Source organism: Paenibacillus sp. CFBP 13594 (genome assembly GCF_014842675.1).
GTDB classification, from domain to species: Bacteria; Bacillota; Bacilli; order Paenibacillales; family Paenibacillaceae; genus Paenibacillus; species Paenibacillus amylolyticus_B.
Genome location: NZ_JACYVQ010000015.1, coordinates 25433 through 43156, shown reverse-complemented (window position 1 = coordinate 43156; position 17724 = coordinate 25433). Strand labels below are relative to the sequence as shown.

Genomic DNA, 17724 nt, shown 5'->3' with positions numbered 1-17724 from the left:
TTATAAAAGGGTGCAACTTTTTTACCAATATATATACAAGTTATTCGTTTACTGTATGCCTTTTCGATGTTATACTCACAATATTCAAAAAAGAATTTGTGAAAATATGTCGAATTGAGGCTTATCGGGATGATTATAGATAGACAAAACGGCGAAACGATCATCCTCATTCCATCGCTTGAACCGGATGAGAGACTTCCAGCCTATGTACGGCAATTGCGAGAGTATGGATTTACTAATATTGTTATTGTGGACGACGGATCTGGTGAGGCCTACCAGTCGATTTTCGAGGAGCTTCGTGAGAACGGTTGTGCTCTGCTGACACATGCGGAAAATCAGGGCAAAGGTGCTGCACTCAAGACCGGATTTGAGTATATTGGGAAGCAATTCGACGCATCTTCTTTCGTCGTAACCGCAGATTCAGACGGACAACACGCAGCTGAGGATGTATACCGCATAGCCCAAGAAACAAGGCTTCATCCGGATTCGTTGGTGCTCGGGGTAAGGAACTTCAGCGAAGGGAATATCCCCCCAAAGTCCCTGTTAGGCAATCGGATGACCTCCTTTATTTTTGCCATGCTCTATGGTAAAAAACTGTCAGATACCCAGACTGGGCTTCGTGCCTTCGGTCCAGGGTTACTTGCGTTTATGCAGGATGTTCGCGGCACTCGATTTGAATATGAGCTGCAGATGCTTATCTCGTGCATTCAGTCTGGGATACCGATTCATACCATGCCAATCCAAGTCATCTATGAGAATGGCAATGCGGGCACTCATTTTAAAGCGATCCAGGATAGTGCTCGGGTCATGGGGGTGTTGTTCTCCAATTTCCTGCGGTTCATCTCATCATCGGTGGCTAGTTCTGTTGTGGATTTGGGCATTGCCTGGTTTTTAATAGACGCGTTGCGGCCCGTGTTGGGTGAGCAGCACTATTTAAGAATTCTGCTTGCAACCGTGATTGCGAGAGTTATTTCCATTGTAGTCAACTATGTACTGAACAGACATTTTGTATTCCGCAAGGAGGATAGCCAGGGAAGTTTATGGCGCTATCTAACGTTATGTGGAGTAGTGATTTTGCTTTCCAGTACCGGTGTATATATATTCCATACCGTTCTCTTCGTAGATGAGAAATTGGCGAAATTCGTCTGTGATGCCTTGCTGTTCCTGCTCAGTTTCCAATTGCAGCGAAGATGGGTATTTGCAGCAAGGAGGAAGCAGTTGTAGTGCAAAACGAAAAAAGGCAGAATATCTTTTTTGTCATCACGATGATCCTGATGTCGATTTATTTGGTATGGCGTACGTTCTTTACGTTGCCATGGGGTGAAGGCGTTCTGAACGTCATTTTTGGTATGCTGTTGATTGTTGCTGAAACGGTCACCGTACTGACAACCTTTGAATTATTCTTTCAAAAGATGCAAAAAGAACGTACACAGCTCGACTTTCCAATTGTGCCACCGGAATATTATCCGGATGTGGATGTATTTATTGCTACGCATAATGAGCCTGTTGATCTGTTATATAAAACGGTTAATGCCTGTACGTTCATGGATTACCCGGACAAGCAGAAGGTTCATATCTATCTCTGTGACGATGGAGCGAGACCAGAGGTGGAGGAGCTTGCCAGACAGTTTGGCGTGGGATATCTGGGGTTCCCCGGAAACAAGGATGCCAAGTCTGGTAATCTGAACAATGCACTGAGCAAAAGCTCTTCGCCGCTCATTGCAACGTTTGATGCGGATATGATTCCACAGCACACCTTTTTGATGAAAACGGTACCCTATTTCATGCTCTCCACGTTTATTAAGGAGAATGAGGTATGGCGTCCTCTCCGAGAGGACGAGATGGACCCTAAGTTCAAGCTTGGTCTGGTACAGACCCCGCAAAGCTTCTACAATCCGGATCTGTTCCAGTTTAACCTGTATGCAGAGCAAGGTATTCCGAATGAACAGGATTTCTTCTCCAGAGAAGTGAACATCCTGCGTAATGCCTCCAATGCGGTAGCCTATACAGGAAGTAATACGATCATTTCCCGGCAGGGCATGGAAGACATCGGAGGTTTTCCGCTTAATACGATCACCGAGGACTTTGAGACAAGCATCCGCTTGCAGCAGGAAGGTTATATTACCTATGCTACTCAGGAAGTTCAAGCTGCCGGGCAGACGACAACCACAGTCAAGAGTATGATTAAGCAACGGATTCGCTGGGCAAGGGGTATCATTCAGAGCCTGCAGAATACGCGTGCACCTATATCTGGGAAGCTTCCTTTTTGGACGAGAGTAACCTACTTGAGCAGTTTCTTATACTGGTGGTCCTTCTTTAACCGCTTGATATTCATTTTGGCGCCTATTTTGTTTGCGTTATTCGACTTCCAGATTGTAAATACAACCTTCTGGCAAATCTTAATATTCTGGCTTCCGTCCTATTTCTTCTATAGTCTATCCATGCGATATCTGTCCAGCAATATTCGGAATCAGCGATGGAGTCAGGTTATCGATACGATATTTATGCCTTATCTGATCTGGCCGGTTCTCCTGGAGACGGTGGGCATTCGTGAGAAAAAGTTCAAAGTTACCAACAAAAGCAGAGCGAACGGTCGACAATGGATGTCTGCTCTGTTATATGCACTTCCGCATATTTTCCTGCTGTTGCTTTCCATTGCGGCCGTGATTCGGTATGTCAACGGCAAGTACGGGATCGCGCTGTTCTTCAGCAGTATCATTATTTTCTGGCTGGTTCATAACATGATCGCGCTATGTTACGCCCTGTTCTTCATGATTGGCCGTCGTGCGTATCGGGAGACAGAACGGATTCGGGCGCAGGAAGATGTCATGATCCACGATCAAGCCAACAATCTGCGGTATCAGGCCAAGACGGTGGATGTATCGGAACAAGGGATTGCCTTCTATGTCCCTTATCCCATTTATTTGGCTGAGCAGAAGATCATCTCTCTGGTCGTCAAAACTGAGCGATATGAGGCCAACCTCGATGCAGTTATCGTTTATGTGAAACAGGATGGAGAGGGCTGGCGTTACTCGGCAACGGTTCAGCCGGTCGATGAGCATGATAACCGCCAATATATGCAAATCATCTATGACCGTAAACACTCCTTGCCAGAGCAGATGAATCTGTGGGATACGGCTTATGACGATATGTTACGTAATGTGAAAAAACGTATTGTTCAACCCAGATCGGATCAGCGAAAAATGCCGCGGCTTTCCCTTCAGCTTCCAGTTCATTTCACCAATGATGCTAGCTGTACACTGCGAAGCTTCAATTATCGTTTCTTCTCCGCGACGGGATTCCATGGTGATATTGCGGCAGGAGCGGTCGTTACTTTTTATACGAAGAGTAATATTGAAGTCATTCTGCAACATACGGGAAAAACGACAGCCCGTGAGCGCGAAGTGCTTCTCTCGGTGGAGAATATCGATGATATTGTGGAGAAGGGCCTGATCGACCAATTGCTGACTGATTTGATTCAGCCACATTCCGATCGTTCCACCAGAGAGGGTTAGGAGAGATACAATGCTCATTGTGCTTCATTTTGTGATGGGAGTTTTATTGATAATCTCCTTTGTTGGTTATATGCAGTTTGTTCGGAAGACACTTGCACTACGGTGGGAGTTTATCCCTGTATTTGTGTTTTCCTCGATTGCCTGCATCGTATATTTCGCTGGCTTGGCAGGTCAGCTCTTTATAGGAAGTATCATTGTGTTGATACTAGGCTTGGTGTTTGTTAGAGGTACGCTGGTTCGAGCTGTCCTACAAGGGACCAAACCAAATGTATTGTTCTCGTTATTTCAGTTTTCTTTTCTGGGCGGAACGTTCATCTTTTTGCTGATTCTGTTCCAAAATGAACTGACACACTACGATAATTTCTCGCACTGGGCTATCGTTTTGAAGCAGATGTTGAGTACAAATGCCTTTCCGACGCCAGACTCTAGCCTGATTGATTTTAAAAACTATCCGCTTGGGACTTCGTCATTTATTTATTATGTCTGTCGCTTCATGGGGCATTCCCAGTCCGTGATGCTTTTGGCACAAGGTCTGCTGATCTTTTCCTGTTTTTATGCCATGTTCGGCATCGTTTCGGAGAAGAAACGCTTTCTTTTGTACGCTTTTCTCGGACTCGGTTTATCGACGCTTTCCTTTTTCAATCTTACGATTCGGATTACCAATTTACTCGTGGATTTCTTGCTTCCGATCTACGCGCTCGCGATCCTGGCGGTTATTTACCAATATCGTCATGAGATCAAAAAGGCATGTATTGTTGTTCTTCCGCTTGCCGGATTGCTAACCATTATCAAAAGCACAGGGATTATTTTTGCCGCGATCGGCCTAATCTTCCTGGTGTATACATGGTTGAGAAATGGGCAACGCTCGAACTGGAAAGTCGGACTGGCTGTGCTGGGTACCCTTGGTGGTTCATTACTTCCGTATTTCGGCTGGAGCTGGCGAATGGCGACGGTATTCCAAGGGATTGATAACAAGTTCGAGGGCACAGCCTCGGTGATCAAAGCGGGCAAGACGGGGGAACAGAAATGGGAGATTCTGATGCTCTTCCTGAAATCAAGCATGGATATCACGTCCAGGCCAGTGCTCGGCATTGTACTTTTCCAGCTTGTCGCGATTGGCGCTTCGATCTTTGCCGTTGTTGTGCTCAAGAAGAAGTGGAACTTATGGAAAGCATTAATTGCTTTGGACGTTGTAGTGTTACTGTACTATGCAGGCATACTGGCGTTATATCTCTTCTCCATGCCACTGGATGAAGCCATTGTCCTGGCAGGATTTGAGCGTTACGCATCGAGTATCGTGGTCCTGTTCGCCGGTGGGCTGGTATTGTGCGCTGCGATCGATCTGGAGCGTTCATTCCACTATCGGATCGGTGAAGTGCCTGATTATCAATCCTTTAAGACGGTCAAGACGAAGGGTCATTATCAAAAAGGGATTATCGGCTGTATGGCTGTTGCGGCGACCATCCTTTTATCGGAATACAACGGGATCGTCTCGATTGCCAAGACCTACGATACAACGCTCCCTTACAAGATTCATGCGGTTACTGGTGATCGGTGGTACCCAGGCGGGCAGGAGGATGAGAATAGATATCTCTTCTACGCCTCAGACAGGGACCAGCAGGTCACGAACTATTACATGCAATATGTAGGAAAGTATTTCTTGTATGCTCCTCATGTGGACGGAATCGTGTTGTTCTATGAGGATAATATGGACAACCTTCTGAGTGGCTATGATTACCTGGTGGTCGTCGAGACGGATCTCAACGCCAAGTATTTGTTGAAAAAGCACTATGGCATCGACATGCAGGAAGGTATCTACAAAATCACCCATTCCGGGGATCAGATCGTTCTTACGTTGACGTAGGATATAGATGATTTTGTTCTGGTCAAGTCATTCATGATGCTGGATGGAGGAAAGGAGGCAAAATGCTACGCGTAGCTAGCATCTGCCTCTTTCTAAACTAAGCAGCTACTCTGGTAGTTGAGAAATAAACAAGCTAATTCCAGTCACCGGAGTTGGCTTGTTTATTTCTCTTAACTGTTTGCTAATGAAGGCCTTGCCATGTTAGGAGTAATTCGTCCATTCCATCTCGTGGTATTGAGCAAGCAATTCGCACGAATTATCCTGTCCCATTTCCTTGTCCCCTTGTTCTACTCCTTTCGGTCAATAGATAGGATGGGCAATACAATGTATAGTAGGACTTTAATATGAATGACCGATGATGCTTACAAAAGCGTTGAGGTGAGAGACGGATTGTGAAAGCGGGAGAAGGAGTGGGGAATACATAATGAAAAGAAAATGGATGGTTGTTATCGTTGTTTTGCTGGCGATTGGGCCTTGGATGGGATTGAGGCCGGTGCCTGTTCAGGCGGCACATGTTTTCAGCGGAGGGGGAAATGGCAGTCCAACCGATCCGTATATCATTCGTGCAGCAGAGGATTTGGATCATGTTCGAGATGACTTGACGGCAAGTTACAAGCTCCAATCTGACATTGATTTAACCTCCTATGACAATTGGAATCCGATCGGGACTTCACCCGCTAATGCGTTTGAAGGTCAATTGGATGGAGCTGGTTACACGATTAGTGGAATGACAATCGTCTCATCTGCTGATTACATTGGTCTGTTCGGTTATGTGCGCGAGCCTGCAACGATTTACAATGTGCGATTGGAGAATGTGAATATTACATCTTCTAATGCAAACGGCCAAGTCGGTGGACTTGTTGGTATAGCCTCTGCTTCGAGTACATACCTTATGTTAGACCGTATTTCAGTAACCGGTGACATACATAGTAATGGTTTCTCAACTGGCGGCCTAGTCGGACAAACTTCATTAATTGCTCTAGTGAATAGCGATGCGCACGTCCGCATATATTCGGTTGGCAATACTCATGTAGGGGGATTAGTGGGGTATAACGGTAATAGTATTATCGAAAAGAGTTACGCAACAGGTGACGTTTCAAGCGACAGAAATGCTGGCGGGTTAGTTGGTTATTCTAATAGCAATGTTCTCAAAAGTTATGCAACAGGTCATGTGACGGGCGTTGGTAATGCGGCTATCGGCGGGTTAATAGGTGCAGGGAATTCTGGAACTGTTGAGGATAGTTATGCAACGGGGACTGTCACGCGTGACAACGGCTTAGCTGGTGGTTTGGTCGGAGATAACAACATCATCATTGGCAGCGGTATGTCCATCGCCAACTCTTATTGGAACTTGAGCGACAATCCCGGGCTCAATACGACAGGCAACCAATCGGGAATAGACGGAGCAATGAGTCTGGACGCAATGAAAGAGTGGGTCACTTATATAGGGTGGGATTCCGCGATTTGGGGAATTCAAGAAGACATGAGCCACCCCTACTTGAAGTCTTTCTCTCCCGTGTTGAGGGTGGATCCGCTCTCATCAGCGACGTATTCCACGGAACTAGGGGATAACCAGTTCATGATCTCCGGTTATGTCCGGGATGGTAGCATTGGTGAGCCTCTGGAAGTTAGCTATACGATCAAGAATGCTTCGAATGGTACTGTAACTCAAGATGTATATGCAATTAACGCTACAAGTAGCAATCAAACCTTTAACTTTCCGGTCACGATCGACGAGAGCACCTACACGCCGGAAACCTATACGATAAAAATAACAGCAAGCGATTCGGTTCCAGCGCATGAGCAGTTGCAATCCTTAACGTTTGAGGTAGAGGATAAGACACCTCCAGCGGCACCGATCATAACGATTCCGAGCAACGGACACATGACGAATAATGCGACGCCAACGGTTAGCGGCACGTCGGAAGCGGGAGCTACGGTCACGGTTGTACTGGACGGAACTGTTGCGGGAACGGCAACGGCAGGGAGTAACGGAAGCTGGGCGTGGGCGGTAGAATCGCCATTGCCAGAAGGCACGCATATGGTGAAGACGAGGGCAAGCGACGTAGCGGGCAATGTGGGCCCGGATTCCGCGATACATACGTTCACAGTGGATGTGACGCCGCCGATCATTACGTTGATTGGAAGTCCGTCCATGCAAATGAAGATAGGCAGTGCCTACACAGATCCTGGCGCAAAAGCGCAAGATGCGGTTGATGGTGATTTGACCTCGCAGATCAAGGTGACCGGAACGGTAAATGTGAATCGAGCGGGAAGCTATGTACTTACTTACAAATTGCAGGATAGCTCTGGAAATGCAGCCGCGTCCGTGCTTCGAACAGTAGATGTCGTAAGCTCCGGTGGAGGATCAGGAGGAGGATCAGGAGCAGGAGCAGGAGCAGGAGGATCGGGATCATCCAGCGTAGAGCAATCTCCTAACGCAAATCTGGCTCAATTAACTCTTCGTGTTGGAGGTTCCACAGAGGAACTAACGCCTCAATTTGCTCCAGAGATTACGGAGTATACCATGGAGACATCTGGTGAACAACTGGTGCTTCACTGGGTTGCTGCTGATTCGAAGGCAGTCGTTAAGCTGCTGAGTAAGCCTGTAATTGATACGACAAGCATTCCTTTAGTAATGGGAACTCAGACGATTAAGATTACCGTTCAAGCGGAAAATGGAACCCGCAAGGTCTACACCATTACGGTTACACGTCTTGACGATAACGAAAACACATCTGCGAGTCCCGAATGTGCTTTTACAGACATTCAGGCTCACTGGGCAAATACGGATATTTGTGAAGCAGCGAGATTGCAGATCGTTGAAGGGGTGAATACAAATAGCTTTGCTCCTGATAGAACCGTAACACGGGCAGAGTTTGCCGTCATGTTGCTGCGAACACTCCAGATTCCAAGCGTGCAACAATCAGTTGCCAATCCCTTCAGTGATAAGTACAGTACACCCGAATGGGCGCAATTGGCCATTCACACGGGAGCAATCGAGGGAATTCTCAACGGATACCCAGATGGAACATTTCGCCCGCAGCAGGAGATCGATCGGGCAGAAATGGCAGTAATGCTTGCAAAAGCGCTGAAGTGGGAGACAGATATCGAGTCTGATCTAAACTTCTCTGACCGTGCAAGCATTCCAGCTTGGGCACAATCTTATGTGAAAGCTGCACACGAAAATGGACTCCTGCAAGGTCGGGGAGACAACCAATTCGTACCGGATGGAGTGACAACCAGAGCGGAAGCAGCCGTCGTAATGCTCAGACTCTGGAAGTCACTGTACTAATCTCAAGGTGAGATAGAACTTACTGCAATTTGTTGTCTTGTATTAGAGAGACCTATATAATGTGGAGAGAAACTCCTGTTATATAGGTTTTTTTATATATTATTTTTCTAATTCATCCATAAAGGACCTCCCTCATGAATTCCACAATAGAGCTTGTTGTTATGATTGCTTCGGTAATGATGACCTGCATCATTCTTATCTCGGTATACGGGTTCAGAAAAGAGCGTGGTGTAAAGTATCTTCTCGGTGTCATTGTATGCCGAATTACTTACTCCATCGGTGTCATTCTGGAGAGAAGCAGCTATGAATTAGGAGACAAGCTGATTTTTCGCAATGTACATCAAACGGCTCTTAGTTTAATGGTGCCTTTCTTCTTATTGTTCACCCTCGAATTAATCGGCCGAGACAAGTTTCTTAGACCCCGCTGGAAGATTGGGCTTTTCATCATATTCGCACTCTGGTCACTGCTCATGTGGTTCAATTCAGAGTTACATATGATCTATCGATCATTAGAACTTCATGATGGTCATTTGGTCACAGTCAAAACGGGATATTCCATTATGTTCTCTATGATTTGTTATAGTATTGTAGCTATATCTTTTTATTTGTTATTTCATTATATTCGAAATATTCGCGGTGATTTGCGAAAACCGATCATGTGGGTTCTGTTTTTCGCCTCTTTTTCTGTTGTTTTTGAGATTATTAGATTCGTGCACCCTGCATGGTCCTCGTGGCTCCTTTCGTTTACGGTTTACTGCAGTTTTATAGGTATGATCATGCTCGTGATTGTGTTGCGATTCAAGTTTTTCTCTATCGTTCCATTTGCAAGGAACATGGTGCTTGATACACTACAGGAGAGTATTCTAATTGCGAATGCTTCGGGCAAGATCATCGACAACAACAAACAAGCCTCCGAGTGGTTCACGAAGCTGGGTCAACCCTCCATTTCTGGTCAGAATATTACGGATTTGCTTGCAAGATGGCCCAATTGGTACACGTTGTGCGAGTCTATGCAACCGGGCAATGTCGAGATTGAAGTTTGGTTGGATGGCGAAAGAAAAATGTACAGTATAAACGTATATCCGCTGCATACGCAGCGTAAGCAGAGACAAGGGGTTATCTCTCTGATATTCGATATTACGGAGAAACAGCAGCATTTGGATCAAATTGCTCAACTCAGCCAATTGAAAGATCAACTGGTTACAATCGTATCACACGATATTCGTACTCCGCTGGCGGTGCAGTTTCAACTCGTTGAATTGTTGGAAGAAGATAGAGAAAGCTTCAGGCCAGATCATCGGGAAATCATTGAGCAGTTGGGGAACCAGACTCGCACTACACTGGGAATGACGAATAATTTATTAGAATGGTTCCGCAGTCAGAGTGAAGACATGGTGCTTCGTCCACAGTTATTGGAGTTAACTGAAGTTGTGGAGGAATGCTTTCATATGCTGCATATTCAAAGTGAGGTAAAACAGATTAGGGTGAATTACAGTATTGCTCCAGGCACTTGTGCGTATGTAGATCGAGAAGCACTTGGATTAATTATTCGCAATCTGTTATCCAATGCTATTAAATTTACTGGGGTTGGCGGCTCCATCCATGTATCCGCTCATCTATCGGGAGAAAAGGTAACTGTTTCTATCCGCGATAATGGGATCGGTATGGAAGAGGAGTACGTTCGGCAATTATTCGGAGAAATGCGGCTGGGTTCATTGCCGGGCACCTTGGGCGAGAAAGGTACAGGACTTGGACTGATCGTGAGCCGACAATTCGCCCAGCGAAGCGGCGGAGTCTTGTGGGCGGATAGCAAATTAGGCGAAGGAAGTGTGTTTCACTTCACCATGAGAGGCGGAACAGGAGATGAAAGTTCTTATCGTGGACGATGAGTTCGCGATGCTGCTCGCTATGAAGCGAATGCTGTCGAATATGGAAGGCGTTAATCTTGTCGGAAGCTTCCGAGATGCGGCAGAGGCACTGGACTTTGTCCGGGGCAGCAACGTGGATCTAGCTATTTTGGACATCATGATCGCTGGGGACAATGGATTAGAGTTGGCTCGCAACTTGCGCTCAATTCGTGCTGAACTTGATATTGTGTTTACAACCTCCCACGCAGAATTTGCGCTGAATGCCTATGACGTTTATCCATTAGACTATATGGTCAAGCCAATTTCTAGAATTCGGCTGGCTCAGACGATCACAAGAGCAATGAATAAACGCAGTATATCGTCGGAGGAGTCAATTGAGGGATGGGCTGGTAACCATGCAGGCAATGAAGACGAGTCTATATCCAATACATCACATGTGGTGGAAGCACCGGCGCTGGTCGCACTACTGACATCGCGAGAGAGAGAAGTGCTACAGGGCATTGCAGCCGGATCGACTAATGAAGAAATAGCCGAACAGCTACAGATCAGCTTGAGCACCGTCAAGGTTCATGTAAGACATATATTCTCGAAACTTGAGGTACATAATCGTGTTAGTGCGGTTGCCCGGGCTCATGACTTTGCCGTTATAGGTAGCGGGAGTAATCCTATCATACGCAGGGAGAAGTCTCCCAATAAAAAGAGTGATTCCGAATTATCATGAAGTAGCAAACCGCCTAATGAACATTGGGCAGCTTTCTCTTCGTGTTCATGTGTTTCCCCTTCCTGAATCTTAAATTATATTTGGTGGTGCTGAATATCCGGGTTGATCCATCCCATCCATGGGGATGTGAACAAGTAGATATATAAAACCTTTATATAACTGATAATGATTATCAACATCAATGAATATATCTTTTTATTAAAGGCAGTGTCAATGAAAAAATTATAAACGCCTATATTATATTAGGGTTACATTCCTGGATGAAGTAGTCCATTATCCGTTCTTAACGGAACAGTTATAGGATGAGAGCGGGAGGGTTTCTATTAAATTAGGATGAAGATAATATCCATGTGTTTCATTCCAGATCATGGTATATTTCTAGTATTAAATAATGTAAGGAGATAACTATGAGTCGCACACTAGTTTTTTCACTAAAAGTAATACCTCTGCTGTTAACTACGATTCTGCTGTTTTCCCTAATTTCTGTACATCCTGCCCAGGCAGAGGGTGAAGTTGCGAACATTGAGGATACTGTAGTAAAAAGTCAGTTGAACCTTAATTGGTCTTCGTTCGATGAGTTAAATAGTGGATTTTCTTATTCCATTGCCTATGGTGGAGGGATTTATATGATGCCAGCTGCTGGAGGCTATGTGAAAACCTCTAAGGACGGAGTTACATGGAAGACAATCTATACCGGCAATCCAGTAGATTTTAGTTTGATTATTCGTGGAAAGTCAGAATTCATGGGTTTTCGTGAGGAAGCAGATATCGTAACCGTATGGACATCCACTGATGGTCTGTCATGGGAGAAGTTAAATAATTCAATACATATAAGATTTTTAAAAGACGCCGTATGGAACGGGAAACGATATATTGCAGTTGGTGGAACAACATATGAAGGAAAGATTTTCTCTTCAGAGGATGGATTAACGTGGACCGAGCGAAAAACAGGGATCTCCACCAATTTTACAGCAGTAGCATGGGGCAATAATACCTTCGTGGCTCAAGGTTATGAAGGTGGAGTCGTAGCGGTATCCAAAGAAGGAATTACCTGGAAAAAGGTGAAGACCAATCAGCCTAATTATGAGCAAGTTTGGGATATGACCTATGGCGGTGGAGCCTTTGTTGCTGTAGGGGATGCAACGATCATGACCTCGAAGGATGGACAGAAATGGACATACGTATCGTCCAAAGCCTTTTGGTCCAAGGTGTACTGGGCAAAGGACAGGTTTTATATTTTTGGTTTTGAATATGTGAATAAAGCTAATCATGTCCTGAAGGAGGTCAACTGGACATCCAAGGATGGTAAGAGCTGGAGCGATGCTGGGTTTGCAACTAGCCCTAAGCAGAACCCGTTGTTTACCATTCACAACGGCAAACAGTATATAACGATTACGAATGCTGGTATTCAAACATCTGCGGATGGGCGCAAATGGAAGCTGACAAAGCGATATTCTTTTGTGCTTCCAAGTAACGTATATGAAGCAGCAGTGAGCAAGGATAGGCTGGTGCTGGTGGGTGGGTACCGTAGCCAGCTTAACTTCCTTTCCGTCAGCTCGCAGGGTTCTGCAAAGATGAACACGGCTGGCAAATGGCAATCTTCTTATGTGGATCAAGCGTATCCACTTCGGGGAGTTGTATGGTCAGGGAAGGACTTTTTTGCGGTAGGAGATAACGGGAAGATGATGTCCTCTGTTGATGGGGTAAAGTGGACAGTCATTAAATCACCGACAACTCAATCACTTACGAGTGTGTTATATGCCAATAATACGTATTACGTGCCAGGGGAGGCCGGCACGATTCTTTCTTCCAAGGATCGGAAGACGTGGAGAACATTGAACACTAATGTAAAGAGAAAAATCAATGCGATGGCATCAAACGGCACAACACTGGTAGCCGTTGGAGAAAAAGGGCTTTTGCTCGTCTCCGAGGATGGTCTGAAGTGGAACGAAATCCCGGCACGGTTCCCTGGACATAATTTCGATGTGGTATGGGGTGACGGGAAATTTGTCGTGACCACTGCTAGTCACTATGGGAATGCACAGAGTGCGGTTATTTTGACTTCAGAGGACGGTAAGAAATGGGCGAGGACAGAGTTCCGTGACGAATTATATGCTCGTGGAATGAACACTGGATTCTTTGGCATCTCATACGTGGGCAATCTCTTTATTGCTGTCGGCAGTGAAGGTTCCATCTTCCTTTCCGATGACGCTGAGAAATGGACCAAGCAGGATGTCTTGACGGTAGACGATTGGTACGATGCGGTGGAGTTTAAAGGGAAAGTGTACGTCTTTGGAAATACAGGTAAAATCGTTACGGCTGACCTCAACTCCTTGAAACGGAGCCACTAATTAAGATGCTTAAAAGGAGAATCTATATGCGTAATCAATTCATCAAAAGTATGATCGTTTTATGTTTGGTTTTTGTACTATTACCGACCACTATTATCTCGGCTGCATCGCTTATCAAAGACCCGGTCTTGGCCAAAGTTATTCGAGCAGATTTGAAGCTGCCTGCTAAGAAGGAACTAAAGGCTGCCGATTTGAAAAAATTAAAATCCATATATGCTATGGAAACGAAAAGTAAGATTTCCAACTTGCAAGGTCTTGAACATGCCGTTAATATGACGGATTTATTCTTGCCTGGCCAAAATATAAAAAATATTAAACCACTCAACAAGTTAAAGAAATTGACGTTCTTAGCGGTTGAGGGCAATCAGATTACAGATATCTCGCCATTATCAGGTCTGGCTAATCTGCAAAATCTGGTTATGGATGATAACAAAATCAAAAGCTTGGCTCCATTAAAAAATATGCGTAAGCTGACCAGTCTGCTCGCCAGTGGGAATCAGGTGACTGATCTAAGTCCTCTTCAGAAGTTAAAGCTGGAATGGATCATTATGAATGATAATAAAATTCAGGATCTGACACCTTTAAAAAATCATCCGACCTTGGAGTATCTATATGTAGAAGATAACCTCATTGAGGATATTGCAGTGCTCGAAACCATCCCACATCTGACAGAGGTATATCTGGCGAACAATCCTTTGAATGATCGTGCTGAGCAGGTAGTAGAGAACCTGAAGAAGAAAGGCATCGTTGTAAGCTTGGTAAGCGAAGAAGCGGATCAGGCGCAGTAAGTGGTGTCTGTTTCGGCTAAAGCAGATTAAATTATTTATATCGGAAAAGGTTAATCCCTCATTATATGGAACAAGAACAAAGAAGGCCGCAGATGATTCTGACGGCCTTCTTTAAGTGTGTTGGACAGGAACGCTCGGTAACAACTTTCTCGCTTTTCCGTTTCCGCACCAATATTATTCCACTTCGATCTCCTTCACCGTCTCCCCCTCAACCAGCACCGGCTGATAGTAGGTTTTCGTTGGCAGATCCTTTTTGCCTTGCAGATTCTTGATTACCCAATCGGCAGAATCACGGCCCATTTGTTCTTGGGGATGAGTCAGCGTGGTAAGCCGGATGTTGGCGTTCTTGGCGATGTATGAATTGTCCTGTCCAATGATGGATAACTCATCCGGGATCGAGATACCCAGTTGCCTACAGGCGTGCACGACTTCAAGTCCTACTTCATCGTTGTAACAGACGATTGCGGTGAGCGAATCCCTGTTTTCATCCAGATACGTTGCTACATTAGAGGATAACTCCGGTTTCGATGCGGTATCAAAGGAAAGCACTTGATCAGGATGGAACCGTAACTTCGCTTCACCAAGTGCTTTGATGTACCCTTTCATCCTGTACTTACCCTGCAAATCATCCATTTTCGCAATAATGCCGATCTGGGTATGGCCTTTGGCGATCAATTCACGTGTGGCGAGATAACTGGATTGCACGTCATCCAGACAGAAGAAAGGAACCTCCAGCTCTTCATAAAAGGCATTAATCATCGTAAACGGTACATCCTGCTCCTTGAATGACAGGTAGTATGCAATATTGGGATTATACAGATTACTTTTGGTCGGTTCCACAATCAGGCCATCCACACCATAGGAGAGCATCATTTCGAGTGCTTTTTTCTCCTGTGCCACATCATTATTGGTGCTGGCGAGCAGTAACGAGTAGTTGTCCTCATTCAGACGACTCTCAATACCGCGGATAATGGAAGGAAAGATGTAATCCGAGATGTATGTTGTAATCACGCCAATGGTTTTTTTTGACGTATTGCCGCCTGATCGTGATCGATACTGATTGCTAACGTAAGTTCCGGAACCCTTTTCGCTTCGTAAAAATCCTTCGTTCGATAACTCCAAAATAGCCTTCCGCACCGTCTGGCGACTTACATTGTAGCTCTCCTGTAATGCCAACTCGGTTGGAATCTGTTCGCCTATGCTATATGCCCCCGAGAGGATATGACTCTTTATATCATCAATGATGACCTGGTATTTTGGCTTCACGTAGTCCACTTCTTTCATCGTTACTCATCTATATCAACCTTATTGTTCAAATAGTTGTACGTACATATTTTAGCATGATTCAGTTTGAATGCATATAAAACAGCATATTTTTCGAAATGAACCGTACATATCCAGCCTTTTTGCAGAGAGGTGTACCTTACAGCATAGCCACTTTATAGCCGTATAAGACCTTTGAATGGTCAGTTAGAGTACAATATGTGTCCTTTGTAAGTATAACTATTATATATGATTGACAAATGTACGTACAAAAAATATACTAAGGCTGTCAGAAAAGGAAAGCGCATTCTTTGAAAACACAGATTTTTGAACAACCTCTTATACAAAATTCATGAGTAGTTACTGCATAAGTAGAAGCTTCACCTTATATATGCATCCTTAGGGATGAGGAATCACAACCGGAGAGGGGATACACGTGATTATGAGTCAATTGGACTTGAAAGAAGCCATTACCAAGGGCGCTACTTCGCTCGGAATTGAATTTGGATCAACGCGGATTAAGGCGGTGTTGATTGACGAGCGTTTTGAGACCATCGCGTCAGGCAGTTATGAATGGGAGAACCTTCTGAAAGACGGATATTGGACGTACAACCAGGAAGATATCATCACAGGTCTGCAGACGGCTTATCGTGAGATGAAGCAAGATGTGGAACAGAAATACGGAATTACGCTGCGAACGGTCGGTTCGATCGGATTCTCGGCCATGATGCACGGATATGTGGCATTGGATAGCGCGGGCGAACTGCTGGTACCTTTCCGCACCTGGCGTAACGCGACGACGGGAGCAGCTGCAAGGGAGCTGACGGAACTTCTGCAATTCAATATTCCTGAACGCTGGAGCATTGCTCACTTGTACCAAGCCATCTTAAACGAAGAGGTACACGTACCTCAGATCGATCATCTGACAACTTTGGCTGGATACATCCACTGGTTGCTGACGGGCAATAAGGCGATTGGCATCGGCGATGCGTCAGGCATTTTCCCAATTGACGAGTCTACACATAATTACCACCCATCCATGATCCAACAGTTCGATGAACGGATCGCAGGCAAAGGTTATCCGTGGAAGGTTGAGGATCTTCTTCCGAAGGTATATCTCGCTGGTGAGAACGCAGGTGCATTGACAGAAGCGGGAGCCAAGTTGCTCGACCCTTCGCAAGATCTGCAAGCAGGCATTCCGCTCTGCCCGCCAGAGGGCGATGCCGGAACGGGTATGGTAGCAACGAATAGCGTGAGAAAACGTACGGGGAACATCTCGGTCGGCACCTCGGTATTTGCCATGATCGTACTGGAGAAGGAACTATCCAAAGTGTATCCGGAGATCGATATGGTCACCACACCGGATGGTAGCCCAGTAGGGATGGTGCATGCCAACAACTGTTCCAGTGATATCAACGCATGGGTGGGACTGTTCCGTGAATTTTCTCAAGCGATGGGATATGAAGTGGATAACGGCAAGTTGTTCAGCGTGTTGTTTAACAAAGCTTTGGAGGCAGACCCAGATGGTGGTGGCTTGCTCAGCTACGGTTACTACTCCGGCGAGAACATTACAGGCCTTGAAAAAGGCCGACCATTGTTCGTCCGCTCCCCGGAAAGCAACTTCAATCTGGCAAACTTCATGCGGACACATCTGTTCAGTGCCTTCGGTGCACTCAAGCTGGGTATGGACATTTTGACGGAGGAAGAGAATGTAGCCATTGACAGCATTTTGGCTCACGGTGGCCTGTTCAAGACCCCTGTCGTCGGACAACGGATTGTAGCTGCTGCGATGAACGTACCGGTCTCGGTAATGTCTACCGCTGGTGAAGGCGGCGCATGGGGCATGGCACTTCTGGCTTCGTACATGATCAATAAGGATCAAGAGGAGAGCCTGGATGTATTCCTGGAGCAGAAAGTCTTTAACGATGTTGAGGGAGTCGAAGTGGCGCCGGATGCATCGGATGTGAAAGGGTTTGAAGCATTTATCGAACGCTATCGGAGTGGACTTGCGATTGAGCAATCAGCTGTAGATCATCTGGTAGAGAACGGGAGGGAATAA

At 45.6% G+C, this 17724-nt stretch carries 10 protein-coding genes; 9 read left to right on the top strand and 1 reads right to left on the bottom strand.

Translation table 11 applies throughout. From position 1 onward, the window contains the following. Positions 1 to 129: 129 nt before the first annotated feature. The 8 genes from IFU39_RS29905 (at position 130) to IFU39_RS29870 (ending at position 14402) form a co-directional block, all read left to right on the top strand. Positions 130 to 1224 carry a bifunctional glycosyltransferase family 2/GtrA family protein gene (locus IFU39_RS29905; protein ID WP_091012257.1) on the top strand — a complete coding sequence of 365 codons (1095 nt, stop codon included), beginning with the start codon at positions 130 to 132 and terminating at the stop codon, positions 1222 to 1224. Further along, positions 1224 to 3515, top strand: a complete 2292-nt coding sequence (locus IFU39_RS29900) for a glycosyltransferase family 2 protein (protein ID WP_192136335.1) — start codon at positions 1224 to 1226, stop codon at positions 3513 to 3515. Before IFU39_RS29905 ends, IFU39_RS29900 begins: the two co-directional genes overlap by 1 nt. 70 nt (positions 3516 to 3585) lie before the next feature. After that, positions 3586 to 5379, top strand: a complete 1794-nt coding sequence (locus tag IFU39_RS29895; protein ID WP_206759604.1) for a hypothetical protein — start codon at positions 3586 to 3588, stop codon at positions 5377 to 5379. A 424-nt stretch (positions 5380 to 5803) separates the two neighbouring features. Further along, positions 5804 to 8674, top strand: coding sequence for an S-layer homology domain-containing protein (locus IFU39_RS29890; protein ID WP_192136333.1), 2871 nt, complete (start codon positions 5804 to 5806; stop codon positions 8672 to 8674). Between the two features lie 134 nt (positions 8675 to 8808). Further along, the gene (locus tag IFU39_RS29885) at positions 8809 to 10563 is read left to right on the top strand and encodes a sensor histidine kinase (RefSeq protein WP_192136332.1); all 1755 of its coding nucleotides are present in this window, start codon (positions 8809 to 8811) and stop codon (positions 10561 to 10563) included. Continuing rightward, positions 10538 to 11263 (top strand): response regulator transcription factor, encoded by a 726-nt coding sequence (locus IFU39_RS29880; RefSeq protein ID WP_192136331.1) that lies wholly within the window; start codon positions 10538 to 10540, stop codon positions 11261 to 11263. Before IFU39_RS29885 ends, IFU39_RS29880 begins: the two co-directional genes overlap by 26 nt. 407 nt (positions 11264 to 11670) lie before the next feature. Then, positions 11671 to 13614 carry a hypothetical protein gene (locus tag IFU39_RS29875; protein WP_192136330.1) on the top strand — a complete coding sequence of 648 codons (1944 nt, stop codon included), beginning with the start codon at positions 11671 to 11673 and terminating at the stop codon, positions 13612 to 13614. Positions 13615 to 13640: 26 nt separating this feature from the next. Next, complete coding sequence (locus IFU39_RS29870) at positions 13641 to 14402, top strand: leucine-rich repeat domain-containing protein (protein WP_192136329.1); 762 nt, start codon at positions 13641 to 13643, stop codon at positions 14400 to 14402. 174 nt (positions 14403 to 14576) lie between these two features. On the opposite strand, the gene IFU39_RS29865 is transcribed toward IFU39_RS29870, so the two are convergent. Beyond that, entirely contained in the window at positions 14577 to 15668 is a 1092-nt protein-coding gene (locus tag IFU39_RS29865; protein WP_091013196.1) for a GntR family transcriptional regulator, read from the bottom strand. A gap of 439 nt (positions 15669 to 16107) precedes the next feature. Between IFU39_RS29865 and IFU39_RS29860 the strand changes: the two genes are divergently transcribed. Further along, positions 16108 to 17724: a xylulokinase gene (locus tag IFU39_RS29860; protein WP_192136328.1), complete on the top strand. Its 1617-nt coding sequence runs from the start codon at positions 16108 to 16110 to the stop codon at positions 17722 to 17724.